Origin of the sequence: Pseudomonas sp. UBT (genome assembly GCF_050915955.1) — a bacterium.
Taxonomy (GTDB): domain Bacteria; phylum Pseudomonadota; class Gammaproteobacteria; order Pseudomonadales; family Pseudomonadaceae; genus Aquipseudomonas; species Aquipseudomonas antarctica_A.
The window spans coordinates 3,468,313-3,490,895 of record NZ_CP168079.1; the positions used below are offsets into that span (position 1 = coordinate 3,468,313).

Here is a 22,583-nt window from a genome sequence, read left to right on the forward strand (position 1 = left end):
AGGAACAGCCCGATGTTATATCACAGGGCCCTATTTACCTGCCGCAGCGGAACCGCCATGTCTCTCGATTCTTCGCCCCTGCCCTGTTCGATTCTGCTGCTGGCCGGTGGCCGTGGCCAACGTATGGGCGGCCAGGACAAAGGCCTGTTGCAATGGCAGGGTCAGCCGCTGATCGCGCACTTGCAGCGCCTGACCCGGCCACTGACGGACGACCTGATTATCTCGTGCAACCGCAACCACGAGCGGTACGCGCCCTATGCCGACCAGTTGGTGAGCGACGACAACCCAGACTTCCCCGGCCCGCTGGCAGGCATCCGTGCAGGCTTGGCTGCCGCACATCATGAGCATGTGTTGATACTGCCGTGTGACGTGCCGAATATAGACGTGGGACTACTCAGCGACCTGCGTGAGACTGCTCGCCGCAATCCGCTGCTGCCGGTGATGGTGCGTCATGGTGAATTCTGGGAACCCTTGATCTGCATCATCCCGACTTGCCTCCAAGCCGAGGTAGAACGGGCATGGGACGCCGGTGAACGGAGCCCGCGCAAGATCCTCTTGCAACTGGGTGGCGTGGGCCTGGAATGCCAGGCGCAAGACCCGCGGCTGGCCAACCTGAACACACCGGAGCTGTTGCACCCAGGGTTCGGCGTGTCAGAATGAACCTCGCACAAGGAACTTTGTCGACGCCACGCGCGTCACAAGGTCAGCTGTTTAAAAGAATTCTTTTGGAGACACACTCATGACTCAACGGACCATCGCCGCTCTCATGCTTGCACTGGGCCTCGCCACTCTCGCCGGTTGCGCCTCGCCTACAGTGATCACCCTGAATGACGGTCGCGAAATCCAGGCCGTCGACACCCCTAAATACGACAAGGCTTCGGGCTTCTATGAGTTCGAGCAACTTGACGGCAAGCAGACCCGCATCAACAAAGATCAGGTTCGCACCGTTAAAGACCTGTAAGTCTTAGGGTTTGCCAACAAGGCCCGCCTCGCGCGGGCCTTGTCGTTTCCGGGAGTTACCAGTCGAGACTGATCCGGCTGCGGAACTCGCGTTGTTCACCCGTGACCGGGTCGATAAACCGCACGCCCTGGGCCAGCAGCTTGAGTGGCTTGGCGTAGTCGTCCTCGGCGTCCTTGATCACGTCGGGGTAGAACGGGTCATTGCAGATACTCGCCCCCAGCGCGGTCATGTGCACGCGCAGCTGGTGCTTCTTGCCGGTCACGGGAAACAGGCCGTAGCGCCACAGGTCGCCATTTTTTTCGCGCACTTCCACCGCGGTTTCGGTGTTGCTGGCGCCCGGCCCTTCCTGCATGCGGAAGAACGGCTCGCCATCCACCAGGCGGCTTTTGTGCACCCTGGGGAACGTCAGGTTCGGCAAGGCTGGGGCGATAGCTTCGTAGAATTTGTCGATGCGCCGCGTGGGAAACAGCTGTTGATACGCCGAACGGCTTTGCGGGTTGGCCGAGAACAGCACCAGCCCGGCCGTATGGCGGTCGATGCGATGCAAGGGAACAAGCGCGGGGTTATCCAGGCGACGAATCAGGCGGCGCAACAGGGTCTGCTCGACGTATTCGCCGGCAGGCGTTACCGGCAGAAAATGCGGCTTGTCGGCCACGACCAAATGTTCGTCGGCGTACAGGATGGTTTCCTTTACCGGGATCACCTTCTCATTCGGTACTTCACGGAAGTAATAAATGCACAGGCCTTCCTTGTAGGCCAGGCCGAGGCTGATCGGGTTGCCGTTGATGTCGAGCACACGGCCTCGGGCGATGCGGTCCAGCCAGTGTTCACGACTGATCGCCGGAAAATGCTCGCACAGGCAATCCAGCACGGTTGCCCAAGGGCCAGGTGGCAAATACAACGTGCTGGCTTGGTGCTGGGACGCGGAGAAACCGGATGTGGACATGACAATGCTCGAAGCCTGGAAAATCAGGCAGGCATTATCCCGCATGGAGCGGGATTGAGCCTAGGGCGGATCTCAGGCCTTTGCCAATTCGGCCCGCAGGATCGGCGAGGCACTGGCGGCGTCGGTAAACTCCTTGAGCCAGCGCAGCACGTCCACCGCTTCCCAACGGCCAGGATCGTAAAGCGCGTACAACAAGCCCTGGTAACCCACGACATCCAACTGCTTGTGGTAACCGGCGCGCTGGAACAAGGCTTCGATTTCGGCAAAGCAGGTATTGAAATGCACTTTGTTAAACGGCGTCTTGCCTTCCGTGACCAGGCCATCCAGGCGCAGCTCGTTCACCGCGTCGCGCACAACATCGGCGGACATGCGATTGACGCTGCTTTTCAGTTGTTCAACATTCACCACGGGCGTTCCCTCTACTCAATCACTGTACGGGCATACAGTAGCGTAATAATTGGAAACTCGCCATCGGTGACGGACATCTGTTTCACCGAGACTCAACCGTTGTGCGTCGGACGAATCCTCGACTCGAAAGGCTTTTTCAGAGATTTCCCAAGCGAGCGCTTATCTGCTGGCAATTGCTTCGTAGAACATCAACAAATTGCTCCACGGTAGACGATTCGGGGCGATGCAACGGCCGTACGACGCTTACACAGTAAGAAATTGAGTGGGAAAAGCGACGGATCTGCAAACCCCGGCCAACATAGTCGAGGGCTGTGAGCGGGTTCACGATGGCAACGCCGACTCCCAGGTTGACGGTCGCACACACAGCGCTCGCGTTATGCGTCTCTACCGCCAGGCGCCTTTCAATGCCTGACTGCTGAAAGATAGCGTCGGTTTTGATTCTGTAGGGATCATCCGCTGCAAGGTAAACAAAGTTTTGCCCCTCGAAGTCTTGTGGTGTGAGGACGGTTTTCGCATTCAACTCGTGATCAGACGGCAAGACACACACCACGTCGAGGTTTAAGAGTGTTTCGACGTAGGTTCCCGGAGGTGTTTCCAGGGTTTCAGTCAACCCCAGGTGATAACGCTGAGCAGTCAGCGACTCCTCGAGCGCGGGCGACTCCTGCGGCGTGATGTTAATGCTCACGCCCGGAAATTTACTGCAGAAATCCTGGCAGGCCTGCGGTAACAGAGCATTTGAGAAAGCCGGAATACACGTCAACGAAATTTGCCCTTGCCGAAAATGCCTGATGGCCTCGACGGCATTTTTCACACGGGCCAGCCCGACATAGCTGCGTTGAACTTCATCGAACAGCATCAGACCATGCTCGGTCGGGATCAACTTTGCACCCGCGCGCTTGAACAACGTCAACTGGGTCAGCGTTTCGAACCGGCTGAGCTCTCGGCTGATGGTGGGCTGCGAGGTATGCAGAAGTGCAGCGGCAGCTGTCGCACTGCCTGTGGTCATTACCGCCCAGAATACTTCTACATGGCGAAAACTGAAATCCATGGGCCAACCTCGCGATGAATGAAATAGGTCAGACCATATCAGAAATGAATAGCCAGCCACTAAATTGATATTTTTACTTTGTTTTTTTGCTGCGCATACTTTCCACGTATGCAAAACCCGCGATTCGAAACGGCTTTATTAAAAAGCCGGGAAGAAACAGTTCGCAGAGTTTACCGATATTAAGTCGCCGCACGAACGACCGAAATACCCAGCACTCTTCATCAACACGAGCACCTAAACCGCAATTGCTTGCGCTGAGAAGACCGTCAAATATCTACACAGTATAAGTCGGCTTTTATTCGATTCAGCCGATGACTACTTATACCTTTACTTAGCTGAAGCAATCAATTCAAGGAAGCAAGATGGACCATTTTAATTTTATCAACGGTCACTTACAGGTAGAACACGTTGATGTTCGTCAGATCGTCGAACAGCATGGAAGCCCGGTATATATCTATTCAGCACAGACACTGAAAAATCACTACGCTGTGCTGCAAGATGCTTTTTCCGCGCTCTCGCCGTTGATTTGCTTCTCCGTTAAAAGCTGCAGTAATCTCAGCATCCTTAAGCTCTTAGTCGATGAAGGATCTGGTCTTGATGTGGTAAGTGGCGGTGAGCTCTACCGGGCACTGATGGCGGGAGTGACTGCGGATAAGATTGTGTTTGCCGGTGTCGGCAAGTCGCGTGAAGAAATTAGCTACGCTGTTGAAGCTGGCGTTTTGCTTTTTAATGTGGAGTCTGAAGCCGAGCTGCTGCGGCTGGATGAGATCGCCTCGACTGCCAGTAAGCGTATCAAGGTGACTATTCGTGTTAATCCGGATGTGGCCGATGCTGGCACCCATGAAAAAACCTCAACGGGCGGTCGCCAGACAAAATTTGGCATACCCATTGAAAGCGCCTATGAACTCTTCGCGCCAAAGCGTTACTCAAGTGTAGATGTCGTTGGGATCCACATTCACCTCGGATCGCCGATTCCATCGGTGCAGACCTATTTGTCTGCGATCGATAAGGTTGAGGACATGATTAACCGGCTTGAAGCGGTTGATTGCGCGGTCGAATTTGTCAACATTGGCGGAGGTTTTCCAGCCCCGTACGGAACAGAAAGTAATCCCGTGTGTTCATTGACTGAAACTGGCGCACTTATTTGTGAGCGTCTACACCCCCTGAAACAGCGCGGTATCCGTTTCATCATTGAACCGGGTCGTTCGATCAGTGCAAACGCCGGTATTTTACTGACCACCGTCGAATATATTAAACAAGGCTGGGATCGCAAGATCGTTATAGTCGATGCGGGCATGAACGTACTGCTGCGACCTACCCTATATGGTGCGAACCATGTCATCTGGCCAACCCATTTTGACAATTTTTCGGGCCATTGGACTACATTAACGCGGAGCGCTCAGTATTCCGGCGTCACCCGCCTGGAAGAGACCGATATTGTCGGACCCATTTGTGAAACAGGCGATTATTTTGCATTGGGCCGACTATTACCTGCGTTTGGCGATGGCAGTTTATTGGCGATTTTTTCATGTGGCGCCTATGGCATGAGCATGGCAAGCCAATATAACTCTCGTGGGCGACCACCCGAAGTGCTGGTTGAGGGAGCCCGTGCCAAGTTAGTTCGGACGCGTGAGTCCCATGAAGATTTAGTGGCTCACGAATTATGCGGTTTAGACAACGCTTAACACTGACGCTCTACGTTGACTCTCTGAACACACTGGAAACGGTATAAAACCCTCTTGTGTTTCAGCCGGTGCCGATACGGATATTGAACCCGCGAATCTATTGGCAGCACGAACTCTGCGCGGAGGGAATCCCCATAGAAACGTCGCATGTTCGGCGCAATAAATACGCCATGGCCTGTGCGCTCAAATAGTCTGGAAAAACCAACGCCCGCCAGCCCACCGATTTTTTGAGTTCCCACTGGCTGGGGTAGCAAAAAATCGGTGGGTCGTTCGGCCTCTTCCTAAAGCAGAAACGAGACCACTTGTTCCGTGTCGAACGGCCAGCCCAATTCAGCCCCTGTATCCACCCGCCGAAGCACCGGAATACGCAGGCCGTAGGTCTCGAACAGGGCTTCGGAGTCGGCAATATCGACCAGCTCGACCATCAAACCGTGTTCGACCAGCGGCATGACTTCTTCTTCGGCGAGCTCACACAGATGGCAGCCCAGTGTGGTGAACAACTGACATTCAGGAGTCATGACAAAGTGACCTGATAGGAAGTAGGTCACTATTCTATGCTCACCCCGATACGGCCAACAGCCCACAATCCCTGATCCAGATCACCATGGCCTATCACTGAGTCAGCGATCCTCGCGGCTTTTTGCCCGCTCACCCCGCAACGGAGATGCACGTGTTCGCCAACCTGCTGATCATTCTGGCTTCATCCCTGGTGGTGATTGCGCTGTTTCGCCGGCTACGACTGCCGCCCGTGCTCGGCTATCTGTGCGTGGGCCTGGCCGTGGGGCCCACCGCGCTGGACTGGGTGAATGACAGTGAAGACCTGCCTGACCTCGCCGAGTTGGGGGTGGTATTCCTGCTGTTTTCCCTTGGGTTGGAATTTTCCCTCACCAAGATGTTCGCGTTGCGCAGCGTGGTATTCGGGCTGGGCAGCTTGCAGGTCCTGGGCTGCGGTGCGCTGCTGGGAGGCCTGCTGATGGGGTTTGGTCTGGCGCCAGGCGTCGCCCTGTTGCTGGGCGCCGGGCTGGCGTTGTCCTCCACGGCCATCGTCAGCAAGGAGCTGACCAGCCTTGGGGAAATTTTCAGCAGCCATGGCCAGAACGCGATTGGCGTGCTGCTGTTCCAAGATGTGGTGGCAGTGCTGCTGCTCACCTTGGTGCCGGTGTTTGCCGGTGACAGCGACCAGGCCTGGTACTGGGCGTTGCCGCTGACGTTGGGTAAAACCGTGCTGTTGTTCGTCGGCCTGCTGTTCGCCAGTCGCTGGTTATTGCCACGCCTGTTTCACGAAGTCGCGGCGTCCCATTCAGCGGAGCTGTTTGTGTTGTTGGCCCTGGTGATCGTATTGCTGACTGCCTGGCTCACGCACTTACTGGGGCTCTCCCCGGCCCTCGGCGCTTTCCTGGCGGGCATGCTGTTGGGCGAAAGCCATTACCGGCATCAGATCGAAGCCGACATCCGGCCGTTTCGCGACATCCTACTGGGGCTGTTTTTTGTCAGCATCGGCATGCTCATCGACCTGCAGCTGTTCGTCAGCCATAGCCTGCTGATCCTCGGCTTGACCCTCGCACTGATGCTGATCAAGGCCTCGGTGGTCGCGGCCTTGGTCAAACTGCGCGGCAGCGACCGTGAAACGGCTTGGCGCAGCGGCCTGGCCCTGGCCCAGGGCGGCGAGTTCTGTTTTGCGCTGATGGCGCAAATGCAACACAGCCGGTTGATACCCGAAGCGTTCAACGGCCTGCTGCTCGCTGCCACCTTCTGCTCGATGCTGCTGACCCCGCTGTTACTGCGCGCTGCGCCGACGATTGCCCTGCGCCTGCACCGCAAGCCCAACCAGCAGGTGCAACTGGAAGCAATCACCGCGCTCAACGCCCAATTGAGCGGCCACGTGGTGATTTGCGGGTATGGCCGCGTCGGACAATCCATCGGGCGCTTTCTGCACCGCGAGCAACAGGCGTTCATCGCACTGGATGATGATCCGGCGCAGGTGCAGCAAGCCGCCACGGACGACAGCAGCGTGCACTACGGTGACTGTCGCCGTGGTGCCCTGCTGAGTGCGGTCGGCCTGGAACGCGCGCGGTTAGTGGTGATCGCGGTGGATAACAGCGATGTCGCCCTATTGGTATTGACGGAGGCACGCCGGATCAATCCGGACGTGCCGATTCTGGTGCGCACCCGTGATGACAGCCAGTTGGCTGAACTGAAAGCCGCAGGCGCCAGCGAAGTGGTGCCCGAACTGCTGGAGTCGAGTCTGATGCTCGCCTCTCACGCCTTGATCCTGCTCGGGCTTTCGGACGAACAGGTGCAGGCGCGGGTCGACGAGGTGCGGCGTAACCGCTATCGCCTATTGCACGGTTTCTACCCGCGAACCGACGAGCCGATCAATCCTGACTGACCGCGCCGATCTTGTGGATCGACAGGTCCGCGCCGTAGTACTCCTGTTCCTGGCTCAAACGCAGCCCGTGCACGCGCTTGATCACGCCGTACACCAACAGGCCGCCGACCAGCGCCACCGCCACCCCCAGCGCGGTGCCGATCAACTGGCTGATCAGGCTCACGCCGCCCAAGCCGCCAAGAGCGGTCTGGCCGAACAGGCCGCATGCGATACCGCCCCACACGCCGCACAAGCCATGCAATGGCCACACGCCCAGCACGTCATCGATTTTCCAGCGATCCTGGGCGGCGATGAAGAACCACACGAACAAACCACCGGCGACGACACCGGTGACCAGTGCGCCCACAGGGTGCATCAAGTCGGAGCCGGCGCAGATCGCCACCAGCCCGGCCAGCGGACCGTTATGCAGGAAGCCAGGGTCATTGCGGCCGATCACCAGGGCAGCAACAGTGCCGCCAACCATGGCCATCAGCGAGTTGACGGCGACGAGGCCGCTGACGCCATTCAAGGTCTGCGCGCTCATCACGTTAAAGCCGAACCAGCCAACGATCAGGATCCACGACCCCAACGCCAGGAAGGGAATGCTCGACGGCGCGAATGCCACCAGACGCCCTTCTCGATAGCGCCCATTACGCGGGCCCAAGAGCAGCACCGCCGCCAGCGCCAGCCAACCGCCCATGGCGTGTACCACCACGGAACCGGCGAAGTCATGGAAGCTGGCACCAAAGGTGGCGAGCAACCAGGCTTGCAGGCCGAAATTGCCGTTCCACACCATGCCCTCGAAAAACGGGTAGATAAACGCCACGATCAGCGCGGTGGCACACAGCTGAGGCGCGAACTTTGCGCGCTCGGCAATGCCTCCGGAAATAATCGCCGGGATCGCCGCCGCAAAGGTCAGCAGGAAGAAGAACTTCACCAGGCCGTAGCCGTGATCGGCACTGATCACCGCCGCCGGCTGCATAAAGCTCACACCGTAGGAGATCCAGTAGCCTATAAAGAAATAAGCCAAGGTCGAGATGGCGAAGTCGCTGAGGATCTTCGACAGGGCGTTGACCTGGTTTTTCTGGCGCACGGTGCCGACTTCCAGGAACGCAAAACCGGCGTGCATGGCCAGGACCATGACCGCGCCAATCAAAATAAACAGGGTGTTGGAGCTGTGGACTAACGTGTCCACCGCACTTTGCAAATTTTCCATGGAGGTTGGCAGGCCTGCGTTAAGGGCAAAAAGCACCAAAGCGGTTCAAGCCAGGGTTTCGCGCACTAAATTGGCACCGCCGGCCCCGCACCTCGTCAGAGGGCGTGAACCGCTTTAGCGCAGCGAACACCACAACAAGCCATTACCGACAGGGTTTTTCCGCGAGTTTGAGTTATTTAGGGTAAGGTTTTTCAAGGCATTAGCCTCAGGCCGCCCAGATTCAGCGCACGCCCCGGGGCATGCGCACCAAGGCAAAGCAAAAGCTGTACCAGACAATTGAAGTGAACCTTCACAGAAGCCTGTGACTCGAAACCACACGTACAGATCAGCCAATCACGGAGATAACCATGGCCAGAAGAACTGCAAAGACTGCTCAAGAGATACTGATGGCGGATTTTCAAACCCTGGTCAGTGACACTGAAAAGTTGCTCGACGACACCGCCGTGCTGGCCGGTGACCAGGCAGATGAGCTGCGTACCAAGATCCACGACAGCTTGCTCAAGGCCCGCGAAACCCTGCAACTGACCGAAGACTCCCTGCGCGAACGCGGCGCGGCGGCGGTCACTGCAACGGAAGATTACGTGCAGGCCAACCCTTGGCAGTCGGTGGGCATTGCCGCCGGCGTTGGTTTTCTGATCGGTCTGCTGGCTACAAGGCGCTAACATTATGTCTATCGGCGAATCCGGCTCGTCCACGAGCTCAAGCTCCACTTCCCGACGCCTGGGCGCGGCCGTTCTGGGCTTGCTGCACAGCCACGTCGAGTTATTTGGCATCGAGTTGCAAGAGCAGAAATCGCGCACGGTGAGCCTGTTGCTGTTCGCAGGCCTGGCGCTGGTGTTTGCCCTGCTGCTGTTGGTGGGGCTGTCGGCGCTGGTGATGATTCTGGTGTGGGACACTTACCGTCTCACCGGGATCATTAGCCTGTGCGTGTTCTATTCCCTGGCCGCAGCGTTCTGCGGAGTGCGCTTGAAGGCGGCGATATTCGATGAGTCCACGCCGTTCCATGCCACCCTTGAAGAACTGGCCAACGACCGGGAGCGCCTGCTGCCATGAGCATGACTGAAATCCCGCAAACCGCTTCCCGCCGCGAAATGCGCAAGGCGTTGATTCGCCTGCGCATGGAAATGCACCGCCAGGAAATCCGCCACGAGTCCCAGCAACTGATGGCCCCCCTGAACAAAATGCGCGACATGCGCCATAACTGGCAGGACAGCCTGGGCATCAAGCACGCGCCACTGTGGGGCGTGGCCGCGGTGACACTGATGGGCTTTTTTACCGGCAAGGGCGCCAAGGGCGGCAGCATCAGCAGCCTGACACGCTTGGTGCGGCTGGGCGCCGGTTTGATCCCGCTGATTAAATTGGCCATGCAAGGGGCTTCGCGTAAAGGCTGAACCGCGCTGGCTGCATTCTTGCAAACAGAATCGGCCCGGCCCTCGAACATGAGGGCCGGGCCTTTTTTTGCCAGCTCTCTTAAGGAGGCCCCGTGATCGACGGGCAACCGCTCGCCTGCTTCCAGCCGTTCATCGACACCGCCACCGGGCGCATTGCCGGTGTAGAGGCCCTCGGCCGCCTGCGCCAGGCTGATGGCCGCTTGCTGTCCGTGGGCCCTCTGTTTGCTGACCCGCGAACACCCGGCGTAACCTTGCGCCGCCTTGACCGACAAATCCGTGACAATGCTTTAAGTCGCCTCCATGAAGCGCCCGAAGACTGGTTTCTCAGCCTGAACATCTCGCCACGCTGGATCAATCGCCTGCGCCCTGGCCAAGCCTTGCCGAGTTTGAAACAGGTGCACGCCTACGGTATCGATCCGCGGCGCATCGTGTTTGAAATCACCGAGTTGGGAGGCGACATCCAGCGCCTGGCCGACGTGGTGGTGCGTTATCGCAACGCCGGTGCGCGGATCGCCATTGATGACTTCGGCGCCGGCTATTCCCAGCTCGACCGCGTTCTGGCGCTGCAACCGGATATTCTCAAGCTGGACATGCGCCTGTTCCAGGAAGCTGCTAAAGGCGGGCCGAGCAGTGACGTGGTAAGGGCGTTGGCGCAGATGGCGGAAAAAACCGGGTGCTGGATTATCGCCGAAGGCGTGGAAACCGAGGCGCAATTGAGTTTCGCCCTGGAATGCGGGGCGCGGTATGTGCAAGGTTACCTGTTTGCCCAGGCGCAGCTGGAATGGTTTGCAGCGGATGCCTTCGTAACGCGATTTGCCCAACTGCGTACGGTTTACGTCCAGCACAAACTCGCAGAGCGGGGCCGCTTGATGCAGTTGCGTCTGCAATTGGTCGAGCTGATGCGAATCCTGCAAACCTGGGCACAGTGCCGGGCGCCTCTGAATCAATTACCCCAATTGCCGGACTTCCCCTGGCTGCTGCGCTTTTACCAGTGCGACCGCCATGGCACCCAACTCACACCCAACTTCGAATGGCGCCAGGATGCCTGGCAGGCGGACAGCCGCTACCTGGGCCACAACTGGTCGTGGCGCCCCTACTTCTATCATCTGCTCGCCGAAGGCTGGGAGGAGCGACGCCTGACGCTCTCGTCGACCTACCGCGACGCCACCACCAACCAGTATTGCCTGACCGCCGGACAATTCTTCGATAACGGCCAGCGCTTGCTGTTAATCGATATCGATGCGGCCGGCCTGTAGATTTTCGCTTGCCGAGGCCCCGCTGAACCGGGAAGCTGGGAGGGTCATTCACCGTACGGAGAGTACCCGCCTTGGATTGGCCCACCCTGCTGACACGCGAACGTCTTGGAAAGCCCCTGCACAGCCCCGAAGAACTCGGCCGCAGCCCGTTTCACAAAGACCACGACCGTATTATTTTCTCCGGCGCATTCCGCCGACTTGGCCGCAAGACCCAAGTGCACCCGGTATCGAGCAATGACCATATCCATACCCGCCTGACCCACTCCCTGGAAGTCAGCTGCGTCGGCCGCTCTCTCGGTATGCGCGTGGGCGAAACCCTGCGCAGCGCCCTGCCCGACTGGTGTGAGCCGAGCGACCTGGGCATGGTGGTGCAATCGGCCTGCCTGGCCCATGACATCGGCAACCCGCCGTTCGGGCATTCCGGTGAAGACGCCATTCGCCACTGGTTCCAACAGGCGGCCGGGCGCGGCTGGCTGGATGACATGAGCACTGCCGAGCGCAATGACTTCCTCAATTTCGAAGGCAATGCCCAGGGTTTTCGGGTACTGACCCAGCTGGAATACCACCAGTTCGACGGCGGCACACGGCTGACCTATGCCACCCTCGGCACTTATTTGAAATACCCATGGACCGCCCGCCACGCGGACTCATTGGGCTACAAGAAACATAAGTTCGGCTGTTATCAGAGCGAGCTGCCAATCCTTGAGCAGATCGCCCACAAACTCGGCCTGCCGCAGTTGGAAGAACAACGCTGGGCCCGTCATCCGTTGGTCTACCTGATGGAGGCGGCAGACGATATCTGCTACGCCTTGATCGACCTCGAAGACGGCCTGGAAATGGAATTGCTGGAATATGCCGAGGTGGAGTCGTTGTTGCTCGACCTGGTGGGTGACGATTTGCCCCAGACTTACCGGCAACTGGGCCCGGAGGACTCTCGTCGGCGAAAGCTGGCGATCCTGCGCGGTAAGGCGATCGAGCATCTGACCAATGCAGCCGCTCGGGCCTTTGTCGAACAACAGGACGCCTTGCTCGCCGGTACGCTGCCGGGTGACCTCGTGGAGCACATGCACGGCCCCGCCAAGCGCTGCGTACTGGATGCCAAGGACATGGCGCGTAAAAAAATCTTCCAGGACAAGCGCAAGACCCTGCACGAAATCGGCGCCTACACGACTTTGGAAATCCTCTTGAACGCCTTTTGCGGTGCCGCACTGGAGCAGCATGGGGGACGCACGCCGTCGTTCAAGAACCGGCGCATCCTCGACTTGCTGGGCAACAGCGCGCCAAATCCAGCCTGGTCGCTGCACACTTCGTTTTTGCGCATGATCGACTTTATCGCGGGCATGACAGACAGCTATGCCACCGAGATGGCACGGGAGATGACCGGGCGTTCCAGCCCGCAGTGAAGATGATGGTCGCGCCGCCTGCTTCCCGTACAGATTTTACCTACGACGGGAACAGAGCGGCCTGATCGAATTCGCACACCCACTCGAGGAATAATCGCGCACGCTTCTGGCGGACTTGCTACGCCCGCGCCCCCTCTGAATGAGCCATGTGCCTTCTATGCCCCTACCCCGTCTTCGAATCCTGTTGGTGGAGGATCATCCCTTTCAGCTCCTGGCCACTCAGTGCCTGCTGAAAAGCTTCGGCTTCGAGCACGTGACCCTTGCAGAAAATGCCGAACAGGCCATCCGCACGATGTCCAGCGCCACGACTCCGTTTGACCTCATGCTGTGCGACCAATGCCTGCCTGATCTGCCAGGGCTGGAACTGGTGGAAATTGCCAGCCGCCGCCACTTCATAAGCGGCGCCATTCTACTGAGCGGGCTGCCGGCGACGGAACTGTCCACCCTGACAACACAAGCCCTGCAACGCGGCCTGCCACTCCTTGGCTATTTATTGAAGCCTCTGAATAAAGACGAACTTGCAGCGTTGATCGCGCCAATAAGCCCACTATAAGTACCGGACTTTAAACGCTCTTCAGCGACGGATGAGCGTCTGAAAACCAGCGCTGAATCTGTAGCTCCGTCCATCAGCACACTGATTCAAACATTGCTTACATCCGACGGCGCAAAGCCTTAGTGGACGGTAGGCAACTACCTTTTTTTATGTAGGAATTCTCCTGTTTTATATCTACTCCCCCAAAGGCTCATCCTACTCCGTCATCTTCTGAGCTAATGTGCCCGCTTTATTTGCACTTGCATGGAATATGATTATGAACACAGTTTTTATCATTGATGACCACCCGGTTATCAGGTTGGCGATTCGTATGTTGTTGGAGCACGAAGGTTATAAAGTCGTTGGCGAAACGGACAACGGTTGTGACGCGATACAAATGGTTCGCGAATGCCTGCCGGACCTGATCATTCTGGATATCAGCATCCCGAAACTGGACGGCCTCGAAGTGCTGTGCCGATTCAACGCCATGAACACCTCCATGAAAACCCTGATTCTGACCGCCCAGAGCCCGACGTTGTTTGCCACGCGTTGCATGCGCTCGGGCGCAGATGGCTATGTGTGCAAGGAGGGTGACCTGAGCGAACTGCTGAGTGCCATTCGCGCGGTGCTGTCCGGTTACAACTACTTTCCCAGCCAGGCATTGAATAGCAATGGCGCCGACGGCAAGGACGGCCTGGAACTTGAACTGTTCAAGGCGGTAAACGACCGGGAACTGATGGTGTTGCAACTTTTCGCACAGGGCCGCACCAACAAAGAAATCGCCAAAGGTATGTTTCTAAGTAACAAGACAGTAAGTACTTACAAAAAAAGGCTGATGCAAAAACTTAAAGCCAAATCCTTGGTAGAACTTATCGAGATGGCAAAACGAAACGCGCTAGTGTGAGAAAGCGGATGCCCAGGCGTATAAAGGACTATCTGATTGTATTAATTGCCAGTATGTGCTTGAGCACTACTGTGCCCGCGACCCCTCAACCCGGTCCGGAACACTTCACCTTATTGAGCCGCGCGGGTACCGTTCAACTGGATACTCAACTGGACAAGGCTCAGCGCCAGTGGTTGCAGAACAAACGCGAGCTGGTGCTGGGCACCTCGGCACCTGACTACCCACCCTTCGACCTGACCTCCAGCGGCCACGACTATGAGGGCCTGACCGCCGATTACGCCGGGCTATTGGCCAAAGCCATGGCCCTGCCCATCAAGGTAGTGCGCTACCCAACGCGGGAAGCATCGATCCGCGCTCTGGAAACAGGTGAAATTGACCTGCTGGGTTCTTCCAACGGCTTTGAGGCCGCCAACCCGAATCTCATCCTGTCGCAGCCGTACGCGGTGGATCAGCCGGTGCTGGTGACCCGCGAAAGGGAAACGCGCAGTTTGAGCGATGGCCTGGCCGGGCTGCGCTTGAGCCTCGTCTACCATTACCTGCCGCTGAGCGAAGTGGAAAAGTTGTACCCGCAGGCGGATATCCGCGCCTTTCCCTCGTATCAAAACGCCTTGAATGCAGTGGCCTTTGATCAGGCCGATGTGTTTCTGGGCGACACCATCTCCACCCATTACATGATCAACAAGGGCTACCTGAAGAACGTTCGCATGGCCAATTTCGGCAAGCATGAAGCCTATGGTTTCAGCTTTGCGCTGCGTCAGGACCAGCCCATTTTGCTAAGCATTGTCGATTCGGTACTGGCGGCCGTTCCCATCAATGAGCGGGACAGCATCGCCAAGCGCTGGAGCGCCGGCAGCGATATCTTGCTGACCGACAAGAAACTGCAACTGACCCAACGCGAAGCGCGCTGGTTGAAAGAGCACCCGGTCGTCAAAGTCGTGGTCAATGAGACCTTCGCGCCGCTGACGTTCTTTGATGCCGACGGCAACTTTCGCGGCATCACCGCCGACCTGCTGGAACTGATTCGCCTGCGTACCGGCTTGCGTTTCGAAATCCAGAGCAGTCGCGAGGTCAACGCGATGATAGAGCGGGTCATCTCGGGTAAGGCCGACGTCATCGGCGCGATCATCCCCAGCGCCGAGCGGGAGGCTCAGCTCAGTTTCAGTCGTCCCTACCTGGAAAACTCCTATGTCCTGCTGACTCGCAAGGAGCCCAACGCACCCTCGAGCCTGGAGCAGATGGCGGGCAAACGCCTGGCAATCACTGTAGGCAACCCGTTGGAAAAAATCCTGCAAAAGGAATTCCCCAAGATTCGCCTGGCGGAAGTCAGTGACACCTTCAAGGCATCAGAAATGCTGGCCCAAGGGAATGTAGACGGTGCGGTGAACTCATTGGTAATCGCCAACTACTTTCTGTCCTCCCAGGTTTTCCAGGACAAATTACAGATCAGCGCCAGCATCGGCACCCTTCCAGCCACTTTCGCCCTTGCGACACCACGCCGCGCCGTCGAGCTGAGTTCAATCCTGGACAAGGCACTGCTGAGTATTTCCCCGGATGAAATGGGGGTGATCAACAGCCGCTGGCGGGGTTACACACCCGCCTCTGACAGCTACTGGCGCAATTACCACGAGTTGATTGCGCAAATCATCATCGGTACTGGGTTGCTGCTGCTGATTTCCCTGACCTGGAACGCCTACATGCGCCGCCAGATCAAACACCGGAAGATGGCCGAACGGGCACTCAACGACCAATTCGAGTTCATGCGCGCACTGGTCAATGAAACGCCGCACCCGATTTACGTACGCGACCGTAAGGGCCTGCTGCAAACCTGCAATGACAGTTACCTGCAAGTGTTCGGAGTCAAACGCGAAGAGGTGATTGGCAAGAGTGTGGTCCAAATGGACATGGCTCTGGAGTCGGAGGCGGCGCAGTACCACGCCGACTACCAACGGGTGGTAGCGGAAGGTAACCCGCTGATCCTCGATCGCTCCCTGCATATTCACGGAAAAAAACTGACGATCTACCATTGGATTCTTCCCTATCGCGACTCGGACGGCGAAGTTCAGGGCATTATCGGCGGTTGGATCGACATCAGTGACCGGCGCCAACTGTTCGACGAACTGCGCGCCGCCAAGGAACGCGCCGACGAGGCCAACCGGGCCAAAAGCACCTTTCTCGCCACCATGAGCCATGAAATTCGCACGCCGATGAATGCGGTGATCGGGATGTTGGAACTGACCCTCAAGCGCGCCGACCAGGGCCATCTTGATCGCCCGGCTATCGAAGTGGCCTACAACTCGGCCAAGGATCTGCTGGAGCTGATTGGCGATATCCTCGACATTGCTCGCATCGAGTCAGGCCGCCTGAGCCTTGCACCTGAGCGCGTAAATCTGCGGGAAGTGATCGAGTCGGTGGTACGCGTTTTCGATGGCCTGGCCCGCCAGAAAACCCTCAGCCTGTTGCTTGAATTCGACACGGATCTGGACGACACCGCCGTGCTGATCGACCCGCTGCGCTTCAAGCAGGTGCTGTCCAATCTGGTCAGCAACGCGATCAAATTCACCGAGCACGGACAGGTGAAGATCAAGGTGCAGGTGCAAGCCACCACACTGCCGAACGAGATCCAGATGAAACTGGTGGTCGAGGACACGGGCATCGGCATCAGCCGGGACGACCAATTGCGCCTGTTCGAACCCTTTGCCCAGGCCGACAACTCCGGACACCTGGCCAGGAGTGGAGCCGGCCTGGGGCTGGTGATCTGCCGCAGCCTGTGCGAAATGATGGGGGGGCAACTGAGCCTGAGCAGCGTGCCCATGGTGGGCACTCAAGTACAGGTCAGCCTGAAGATGACGTGCCTGCAGCCAAGCGAGGTACAGGACGAACTCAAGTCACAGCCGCCCGCTGCCGCGCCGGTACTCAATGTACTGGTGGTGGACGACCACCCGGCCAATCGCTTGCTGATGTGCCAGCAATTGGGTTATCTGGGGCATCAGTTCACGGCTGCCCAGCAGGGTGCCGCCGGGTTTCTGGCCTGGCGTCAGGAGCGCTTCGACCTGGTGATAGCCGACTGCAACATGCCCGTCATGAATGGCTATGAGTTGAGTCGCTCAATCCGTGAATATGAGCAGCGAGAGCAACAGGCACCCTGTGTGATACTCGGCTTCACCGCCAATGCCCAGCCCGAGGAGAAACATCGCTGCGCGCAAGCGGGCATGAACGACTGCCTGTTCAAACCCATCAGTCTTACGGCGCTGGAGCAGCAACTGGCGCGGATCAGACCTCAATCGGCGGTCCTGCGCCTGGACCTCGACTGCCTGGATGCACTGACCGGGGGCGATCCGCAATTGAGCCGGCGCTTGCTGGAGGAACTGTTGGACAGCAGTCGTCATGACCGCCAGGACCTGCTGACCTTGATGGCCAGACAGGCGCCGCCCCACGAAATCATTGAGCAAGCTCACAAGATCAAGGGCGCCGCGCGCATCGTCCAGGCATGCTCACTGGCCGCGCAATGCGAAGCACTGGAGCAGGCGTGCGCCCATAGCGATGATCGCCCCCTGATCGAGGCCGAGGTGAAGTTCCTGGAAAAACTCATGCTGGAACTGGAGAGGACACTGCAAGTGCAGCTCCATAAGCTGGACAGCCAATAACCGAGGCCAGCCCTCTACGCCCAGGTCAGCAGTCGGTCAAGCGTAGAAAAATCGCCGCCAATTGTTCAATACCCGCCTGGTCCTGCTCGTTAAAACGGGCCAGCGACGGGCTGTCCAGATCAAGAACGCCAATCAGCACGCCATCCTTGATCAATGGCACCACCAGTTCGCTGTTGGAGGCGCTGTCACAGGCGATATGGCCGGGGAACGCATGTACATCGTCCACCCGCTGGGTTTGCCGTGATGCTGCCGCTGCGCCGCATACGCCACGACCGAACGGAATGCGTACGCAAGCGATCTGGCCCTGAAACGGGCCAAGCACCAGCTCTTCATGGCGGTTGAGGTAGAAACCTGCCCAGTTCAAGTCGTCCAACTGGTTGAACAGGAATGCAGAGAACTGGGCGCTGTTAGCGATAAAGTCACGCTCATCGGCCAGCAGCGATTCCAGTTGTGCACACAACATGGCATAGCCATCCAGGCCGGTGCCGGCCTGTTGCAAATCGATCATGGTTGACGCTCCAGCAGTTTGAGTCCTACCCAGTAACGGGCGAATTGATACGCGCAACGGCCGTTGCGATTGCCACGCCCGGTGGCCCAGCGTACGGCAAGGATGTCGAGGGCTTCATCGCGCTGCCACTGCAAGCCGGCCTTGCTGGCCAACTCGCCGATCCAGTGTTCGACCACCTCCAGAAAGTGTTCCTGGCTGAACGGGTAGAACGACAGCCACAGGCCAAAACGGTCGGACAGGGCGATCTTGTCTTCCACCGCCTCACTGGGGTGCAACTCACCGTCCACCCGCTTCCAGTTGTCATTGTCGCTCTGGTTTTCCGGCACCAGGTGACGACGGTTGGAGGTGGCATACAGCAACACGTTTTCCGGCGCCTGCTCCAGGGAGCCGTCCAACACGCTTTTGAGCACGCGGTAATCGCCCTCGCCCGCCTCGAAAGACAGGTCGTCGCAGAACAGGATAAAACGCTGCGGCAGCTTAAGCAGTTGCTCGACGACGCGGGGCAGGTCAGCCAGGTGATCACGCTCGATTTCAATCAGGCGCAACCCCGCCTTGGCGTGCCGGGCAAGCAAGGCGCGCACCATCGACGATTTACCGGTGCCGCGTGAGCCCCACAGCAGCGCATGGTTGGCAGGCAGCCCATCCAGAAATTGCTGGGTGTTACGTGCCAGTTGTTCACGCTGTTTGTCTATGCCGATGAGGTCAGACAAGCGCATATCCAGGCTCACTTCCAGCGGCAGCAAAAAGCCACTGCGGCCTTCGCGCTGCCAACGGGCAGCAAGGCACTGGTTCCAGTCGATGGCTTGGCGCGGCGCAGGTAACAGCGGCTCCAGACGAGCAAGTACCGCATCGGCGCGCTCAAGAAAGGCATTCAATCGAGAATCCACGATTATTCCTCTGGCAAGTTCTTGCAAAAGATGGCGTATTGGCAACCCTGTGGCAGACCGCACAAGGCTGCGTATAAAACGATTCATGCCGGCCAAGCCAGAGCCAGTGGATGTTCAGCTATGCTTGCCGGGCGAAGGGAAACGTGAAGTGGTTCAACACTCGATGGATATCAAGTTCGCCCACCGCTTGTCTTATAAACAAGCCAGATTGACTGTGCTGGTAGGTTTCGTCTTGGGAACCTTGCTCAGCCTGATCCAAATCGGCATTGATTATGCCAGCGAAGACGCATCGATCAACCGTGAAATACGCTCACTGATCGAAATCAGCCATAACCCCGCCTCGCGTATTGCCTACAACATTGATGCTGAACTCGCCCAGGAACTGACCCAGGGCCTGCTGCATTCCCCGGCGATTACCCGCGCGCAACTGATCGACAACAATGGCGTGGTCCTGGCCGACGTGAATCGACCGCGCAAGGAAAGTGCTTACCGGCCCATCAGCGATTTTCTGTTTGGTGCCAACCGTGAGTTCGAAGACCGGCTGTTCCTGAGCCACATGCCCAATGATTCTCTCGGCGTGCTACGTCTGGACGTGGACACCTACACCTTTGGCAGCCGTTTCCTGCACCGTGCCGAGATTACCCTGCTCAACGGGTTCGCCCGCAGCCTGCTCCTGACAGGAATCCTGCTGGGCCTGTTCTACGTGATGCTGACCCAGCCGCTGGTGCGCATTATTCGCGCACTGAGTACCAGCAAGCAGGCCCGCCTGGATTGCCCACCGGGTCACGAAAACGATGAAATCGGCGTACTGGTCAACGTCGCCAACCAGCAATTCGAAAACATGGAAACCGAAATCGAGCAACGGCGCCACGCCGAGGACCGCCTTACCGAATACTTGGGCCAACTGGAAGATATCGTCTCCGCACGCACCTTGGAGCTCAAGGCCAGCAACCAACGTTTGAGCCAATCCAACGATGAGCTGGAGGCGGCAAAATTGACCGCTTTGGGCATGGCCCAGGCCCGCGCCGCATTCCTGGCCAATATGAGTCACGAGATCCGCACGCCGCTCAATGGTTTGCTGGGCATGATCGCGTTGTCACTGGACAGCCCGTTGAACGCCGAACAGCGCCAGCAGCTGTCCATCGCCCACGACTCGGGCAAAGTGTTGGTGGAATTGCTGAACGATATTCTCGACCTGTCTAAGTTTGACGCCGGCCAATTGGAGTTGGAGGGCATCCCGTTTGATCTCGGCTCCCTGGTGGAAGACACCGCCAACTTGCTGTCGCAGAACGCGGCGCCGAGTGTCGAGTTAACCTGCCTGATCGACCCACTCTTTCCCGCCCAGGTGATAGGCGACCCGACACGTGTGCGGCAAATCGTCAGCAATCTGCTCTCCAATGCCTTGAAGTTCACCCGCTTCGGCCGTGTCGATGTGCGCCTCAGCGCACAGGATGGCCGGGTAAAAATCGAGGTCTGTGACACGGGCATCGGTATCGCCCAGGAAGCGCAGGTGAAGATATTCCAGCCCTTCACCCAGGCAGGCGCGGGGATCACACGCCAATTTGGCGGAACGGGACTTGGGTTGGCGTTGACGCACAACCTGTGTGAGGCGATGAAGGGCCGGTTGAGTATCAGCTCGGAGGTCGGTTTTGGCAGCCAGTTCTGTGCTGATCTGCCGCTGCCCATGCATTTGCCCGCCGCCCGTTACGCGCCCCTGGCGGGTGAGGTAATCGTCATCACCAGCGGCAGCAATGGCCTGACAGAGTTGCTGACCACGCTGCTGCCCCATTGGGGCCTGGCACCGCGCTGCTATTCACAGGACGATGACCTGAGCGGGCAAACCCCCGACCTGCTGATCACTGACTGCCCAGAGTGCCTGTTCCGCCTGCGCCCGGCGATTAGCGCGCCCATTCTGCTGGTCACCGCCTATGGCAACTTCATGCCCAGCGAGGAGGTCGCCGCCCTTGCGCCGCTGCAGCAACAGGCACGCCCGCTGAGCCGCAACGCGCTGTACCAGATTCTGCAGCGCAACCTGCGCAGCGACGCGCAACTGATCCTCGACCCTATCCAAATGGAAAGCGCGCCCCTCGCGCAGCGGGCGCGCATCCTGTTGGTGGAAGACAACCCGGTCAATCAGTTGGTGGCCAAAGGCATGCTCAGCAAGCTGGGATGCGAAGTCATTGTGGCCGCCCACGGCGGCGAAGCACTCAGGCTCCTTGAAGAACAGCGCTTCGACATGGTGTTGATGGACTGCAATATGCCAGTGATGGACGGCTACGAAGCCAGCCGGCAGATTCGCCGCAGCGGGCGCTGGCCGGACCTGCCTATCGTCGCCTTGACCGCCAACGCCCTCTCGGAAGAACGCGAGCGTTGTCGGGCGGCGGGGATGGATGACTACCTGGCCAAGCCGTTCCGCCGCGAAGAACTCAAGGCCCTGCTGGACCTTTGGGTGCCTGACACGACAAGCCTTTAATCTGCGCCAGCAACTGGTCCAGGCCGTCGCGCAAGGCGTCGGCCTGGTTCAGGTCCACGCCGCTGTCGCACAGCAGCCGGGCTTTCAAGGCATGCGCCTGGTCGCGCAACTGCAAACCCGCTGTACTTAGACTCAGGTGCATCTCACGCTCATCCAGCGTGCTGCGCTGACGCTTCACCAGCGCGAGCAACTCCAGACGCTTGAGCAATGGCGTCAGCGTCCCGGAGTCGAGCATCAGGCGCTCGCCCAGGGCTTTGACCGTGGGTTGCGGCGGCGTTGCGTCCTGCCACTCCCACAGCACCAGCATCACCACGTACTGCGGGTAGGTCAGGCCCAACTGATCGAGCATCGGCTTGTAAGCGCGCGTCACCGCGCGGGACGCGGCATAGAGCTTGAAACACAACTGGTCGTCCAGCGCCAGGGACACGGCGGGCACGTCGGTCATTTGAGCAGGGCTTCGATCTCTTGGGTCAAGTCCTCCGGCTTGGTGGTCGGAGCAAAACGCTTGACCACCTGACCGTCGCGACCGATCAGGAACTTGGTGAAGTTCCACTTGATGCCCTTCGAGCCCAACAAGCCGGGCGCCTGTTTTTTTAACTGCACAAACAGCGGGTGGGCATCGCTGCCGTTAACGTCGATCTTTTTGAACAGTGGGAAGCTGACGCCGAAATTCAGCTCACAGAACTCGGAAATCGCGCCTTCGTTGCCCGGTTCCTGCTTGCCAAACTGGTTGCAGGGAAAGCCCAGTACCACCAGGCCTTGATCCTTGTACTGCTGCCAAAGTTGCTCCAGCCCCTTGTACTGCGGGGTGAAGCCACATTTGCTGGCGGTATTGACCACCAGGACAGCCTTGCCGGCGAAATCGGCCAAGGTCTTTTGCTCACCCTTGATGGTGGTGCACGGGATGCTCAGCAGGTTGTCACTCATGGCAGCGCCTCGAAATGAAAGGGGGT

General features: G+C 58.4%; 22 protein-coding genes. 13 read left to right on the forward strand and 9 right to left on the reverse strand.

What is annotated here, in order from left to right:
• Window positions 1–57 precede the first annotated feature (57 nt).
• Both mobA and ACDZ94_RS15860 read left to right on the forward strand, forming a co-directional pair.
• Window positions 58–660: a molybdenum cofactor guanylyltransferase MobA gene (gene mobA, locus ACDZ94_RS15855; RefSeq protein WP_259762860.1), complete on the forward strand. Its 603-nt coding sequence runs from the start codon at window positions 58–60 to the stop codon at window positions 658–660.
• A 79-nt stretch (window positions 661–739) separates the two neighbouring features.
• Window positions 740–961 (forward strand): YgdI/YgdR family lipoprotein, encoded by a 222-nt coding sequence (locus ACDZ94_RS15860; protein WP_017136187.1) that lies wholly within the window; start codon window positions 740–742, stop codon window positions 959–961.
• A 55-nt stretch (window positions 962–1,016) separates the two neighbouring features.
• On the opposite strand, the gene ACDZ94_RS15865 is transcribed toward ACDZ94_RS15860, so the two are convergent.
• The 3 genes from ACDZ94_RS15865 to ACDZ94_RS15875 form a co-directional block, all read right to left on the reverse strand.
• Window positions 1,017–1,907 (reverse strand): pseudouridine synthase, encoded by an 891-nt coding sequence (locus ACDZ94_RS15865; RefSeq protein WP_221294296.1) that lies wholly within the window; start codon window positions 1,905–1,907, stop codon window positions 1,017–1,019.
• 72 nt (window positions 1,908–1,979) lie between these two features.
• The gene (locus tag ACDZ94_RS15870; protein WP_016978478.1) at window positions 1,980–2,315 is read right to left on the reverse strand and encodes a hypothetical protein; all 336 of its coding nucleotides are present in this window, start codon (window positions 2,313–2,315) and stop codon (window positions 1,980–1,982) included.
• A gap of 136 nt (window positions 2,316–2,451) precedes the next feature.
• Window positions 2,452–3,363 carry a LysR family transcriptional regulator gene (locus tag ACDZ94_RS15875; protein WP_064451563.1) on the reverse strand — a complete coding sequence of 304 codons (912 nt, stop codon included), beginning with the start codon at window positions 3,361–3,363 and terminating at the stop codon, window positions 2,452–2,454.
• A 362-nt stretch (window positions 3,364–3,725) separates the two neighbouring features.
• On the opposite strand from ACDZ94_RS15875, the gene lysA reads away from it, so the two are divergent.
• Window positions 3,726–5,048: a diaminopimelate decarboxylase gene (gene lysA / locus ACDZ94_RS15880; protein ID WP_262667413.1), complete on the forward strand. Its 1,323-nt coding sequence runs from the start codon at window positions 3,726–3,728 to the stop codon at window positions 5,046–5,048.
• A 281-nt stretch (window positions 5,049–5,329) separates the two neighbouring features.
• Here the strand turns inward: lysA and ACDZ94_RS15885 are convergent, their stop codons facing one another.
• Window positions 5,330–5,566: a glutaredoxin family protein gene (locus ACDZ94_RS15885; protein ID WP_407017153.1), complete on the reverse strand. Its 237-nt coding sequence runs from the start codon at window positions 5,564–5,566 to the stop codon at window positions 5,330–5,332.
• Between the two features lie 146 nt (window positions 5,567–5,712).
• On the opposite strand from ACDZ94_RS15885, the gene ACDZ94_RS15890 reads away from it, so the two are divergent.
• Window positions 5,713–7,437, forward strand: a complete 1,725-nt coding sequence (locus ACDZ94_RS15890; protein WP_259762865.1) for a cation:proton antiporter — start codon at window positions 5,713–5,715, stop codon at window positions 7,435–7,437.
• Here ACDZ94_RS15890 and ACDZ94_RS15895 read toward each other — a convergent pair.
• Entirely contained in the window at window positions 7,424–8,632 is a 1,209-nt protein-coding gene (locus ACDZ94_RS15895) for an ammonium transporter (RefSeq protein WP_221294292.1), read from the reverse strand. The two genes, ACDZ94_RS15890 and ACDZ94_RS15895, sit on opposite strands and share 14 nt — an antisense overlap.
• 347 nt (window positions 8,633–8,979) lie before the next feature.
• On the opposite strand from ACDZ94_RS15895, the gene ACDZ94_RS15900 reads away from it, so the two are divergent.
• From ACDZ94_RS15900 to ACDZ94_RS15935, 8 genes are all read left to right on the forward strand, one after another.
• The gene (locus ACDZ94_RS15900) at window positions 8,980–9,294 is read left to right on the forward strand and encodes a DUF883 family protein (protein WP_053255177.1); all 315 of its coding nucleotides are present in this window, start codon (window positions 8,980–8,982) and stop codon (window positions 9,292–9,294) included.
• Window positions 9,295–9,298: 4 nt separating this feature from the next.
• Window positions 9,299–9,685 carry a phage holin family protein gene (locus tag ACDZ94_RS15905; RefSeq protein ID WP_064451560.1) on the forward strand — a complete coding sequence of 129 codons (387 nt, stop codon included), beginning with the start codon at window positions 9,299–9,301 and terminating at the stop codon, window positions 9,683–9,685.
• Window positions 9,682–10,023 (forward strand): hypothetical protein, encoded by a 342-nt coding sequence (locus ACDZ94_RS15910; RefSeq protein ID WP_064451559.1) that lies wholly within the window; start codon window positions 9,682–9,684, stop codon window positions 10,021–10,023. The genes ACDZ94_RS15905 and ACDZ94_RS15910 overlap by 4 nt, the downstream gene beginning before the upstream one ends.
• 92 nt (window positions 10,024–10,115) lie before the next feature.
• A complete protein-coding gene (locus tag ACDZ94_RS15915) occupies window positions 10,116–11,279 on the forward strand; it encodes an EAL domain-containing protein (protein WP_064451558.1) in 1,164 nt (387 codons plus the stop codon).
• 71 nt (window positions 11,280–11,350) lie between these two features.
• Entirely contained in the window at window positions 11,351–12,682 is a 1,332-nt protein-coding gene (locus ACDZ94_RS15920; protein WP_064451557.1) for a deoxyguanosinetriphosphate triphosphohydrolase, read from the forward strand.
• Window positions 12,683–12,839: 157 nt separating this feature from the next.
• Window positions 12,840–13,235, forward strand: coding sequence for a response regulator (locus ACDZ94_RS15925; RefSeq protein WP_064451556.1), 396 nt, complete (start codon window positions 12,840–12,842; stop codon window positions 13,233–13,235).
• A 256-nt stretch (window positions 13,236–13,491) separates the two neighbouring features.
• A complete protein-coding gene (locus tag ACDZ94_RS15930) occupies window positions 13,492–14,118 on the forward strand; it encodes a response regulator transcription factor (RefSeq protein WP_064451555.1) in 627 nt (208 codons plus the stop codon).
• Window positions 14,119–14,126: 8 nt separating this feature from the next.
• Window positions 14,127–17,762, forward strand: a complete 3,636-nt coding sequence (locus ACDZ94_RS15935; RefSeq protein ID WP_262667409.1) for a transporter substrate-binding domain-containing protein — start codon at window positions 14,127–14,129, stop codon at window positions 17,760–17,762.
• Window positions 17,763–17,787: 25 nt separating this feature from the next.
• On the opposite strand, the gene ACDZ94_RS15940 is transcribed toward ACDZ94_RS15935, so the two are convergent.
• Together ACDZ94_RS15940 and ACDZ94_RS15945 are read right to left on the reverse strand one after the other, a co-directional pair.
• Window positions 17,788–18,270, reverse strand: coding sequence for a GAF domain-containing protein (locus ACDZ94_RS15940; protein WP_064451553.1), 483 nt, complete (start codon window positions 18,268–18,270; stop codon window positions 17,788–17,790).
• Entirely contained in the window at window positions 18,267–19,157 is an 891-nt protein-coding gene (locus tag ACDZ94_RS15945) for an ATP-binding protein (RefSeq protein WP_064451552.1), read from the reverse strand. The genes ACDZ94_RS15940 and ACDZ94_RS15945 overlap by 4 nt, the downstream gene beginning before the upstream one ends.
• Window positions 19,158–19,320: 163 nt before the next feature.
• On the opposite strand from ACDZ94_RS15945, the gene ACDZ94_RS15950 reads away from it, so the two are divergent.
• On the forward strand, window positions 19,321–21,630 hold the full coding sequence (locus tag ACDZ94_RS15950; protein WP_432750426.1) for a response regulator: 2,310 nt from the start codon (window positions 19,321–19,323) through the stop codon (window positions 21,628–21,630).
• Here the strand turns inward: ACDZ94_RS15950 and ACDZ94_RS15955 are convergent.
• Entirely contained in the window at window positions 21,584–22,075 is a 492-nt protein-coding gene (locus ACDZ94_RS15955; RefSeq protein WP_064451551.1) for a MarR family winged helix-turn-helix transcriptional regulator, read from the reverse strand. The genes ACDZ94_RS15950 and ACDZ94_RS15955 overlap by 47 nt on opposite strands.
• Window positions 22,072–22,557, reverse strand: coding sequence for a glutathione peroxidase (locus tag ACDZ94_RS15960; RefSeq protein WP_053255166.1), 486 nt, complete (start codon window positions 22,555–22,557; stop codon window positions 22,072–22,074). The genes ACDZ94_RS15955 and ACDZ94_RS15960 overlap by 4 nt, the downstream gene beginning before the upstream one ends.
• Between the last annotated feature and the right edge of the window lie 26 nt (window positions 22,558–22,583).

Excerpts from the sequence above, each read along its gene's own strand:
- ACDZ94_RS15905 (WP_064451560.1), top strand. The coding sequence starts at position 9,299 with ATGTCTATCGGCGAATCCGGCTCGTCCACGAGCTCAAGCTCCACTTCC.
- ACDZ94_RS15910 (WP_064451559.1), top strand. The coding sequence starts at position 9,682 with ATGAGCATGACTGAAATCCCGCAAACCGCTTCCCGCCGCGAAATGCGC.
- ACDZ94_RS15960 (WP_053255166.1), bottom strand. The coding sequence starts at position 22,557 with ATGAGTGACAACCTGCTGAGCATCCCGTGCACCACCATCAAGGGTGAG.
- mobA (WP_259762860.1), top strand. The coding sequence starts at position 58 with ATGTCTCTCGATTCTTCGCCCCTGCCCTGTTCGATTCTGCTGCTGGCC.
- lysA (WP_262667413.1), top strand. The coding sequence starts at position 3,726 with ATGGACCATTTTAATTTTATCAACGGTCACTTACAGGTAGAACACGTT.
- ACDZ94_RS15890 (WP_259762865.1), top strand. The coding sequence starts at position 5,713 with ATGCACGTGTTCGCCAACCTGCTGATCATTCTGGCTTCATCCCTGGTG.
- ACDZ94_RS15950 (WP_432750426.1), top strand. The coding sequence starts at position 19,321 with ATGGATATCAAGTTCGCCCACCGCTTGTCTTATAAACAAGCCAGATTG.
- ACDZ94_RS15955 (WP_064451551.1), bottom strand. The coding sequence starts at position 22,075 with ATGACCGACGTGCCCGCCGTGTCCCTGGCGCTGGACGACCAGTTGTGT.
- ACDZ94_RS15940 (WP_064451553.1), bottom strand. The coding sequence starts at position 18,270 with ATGATCGATTTGCAACAGGCCGGCACCGGCCTGGATGGCTATGCCATG.
- ACDZ94_RS15885 (WP_407017153.1), bottom strand. The coding sequence starts at position 5,566 with ATGACTCCTGAATGTCAGTTGTTCACCACACTGGGCTGCCATCTGTGT.
- ACDZ94_RS15860 (WP_017136187.1), top strand. The coding sequence starts at position 740 with ATGACTCAACGGACCATCGCCGCTCTCATGCTTGCACTGGGCCTCGCC.
- ACDZ94_RS15875 (WP_064451563.1), bottom strand. The coding sequence starts at position 3,363 with ATGGATTTCAGTTTTCGCCATGTAGAAGTATTCTGGGCGGTAATGACC.
- ACDZ94_RS15925 (WP_064451556.1), top strand. The coding sequence starts at position 12,840 with ATGCCCCTACCCCGTCTTCGAATCCTGTTGGTGGAGGATCATCCCTTT.
- ACDZ94_RS15935 (WP_262667409.1), top strand. The coding sequence starts at position 14,127 with ATGCCCAGGCGTATAAAGGACTATCTGATTGTATTAATTGCCAGTATG.
- ACDZ94_RS15930 (WP_064451555.1), top strand. The coding sequence starts at position 13,492 with ATGAACACAGTTTTTATCATTGATGACCACCCGGTTATCAGGTTGGCG.
- ACDZ94_RS15895 (WP_221294292.1), bottom strand. The coding sequence starts at position 8,632 with ATGGAAAATTTGCAAAGTGCGGTGGACACGTTAGTCCACAGCTCCAAC.
- ACDZ94_RS15865 (WP_221294296.1), bottom strand. The coding sequence starts at position 1,907 with ATGTCCACATCCGGTTTCTCCGCGTCCCAGCACCAAGCCAGCACGTTG.
- ACDZ94_RS15900 (WP_053255177.1), top strand. The coding sequence starts at position 8,980 with ATGGCCAGAAGAACTGCAAAGACTGCTCAAGAGATACTGATGGCGGAT.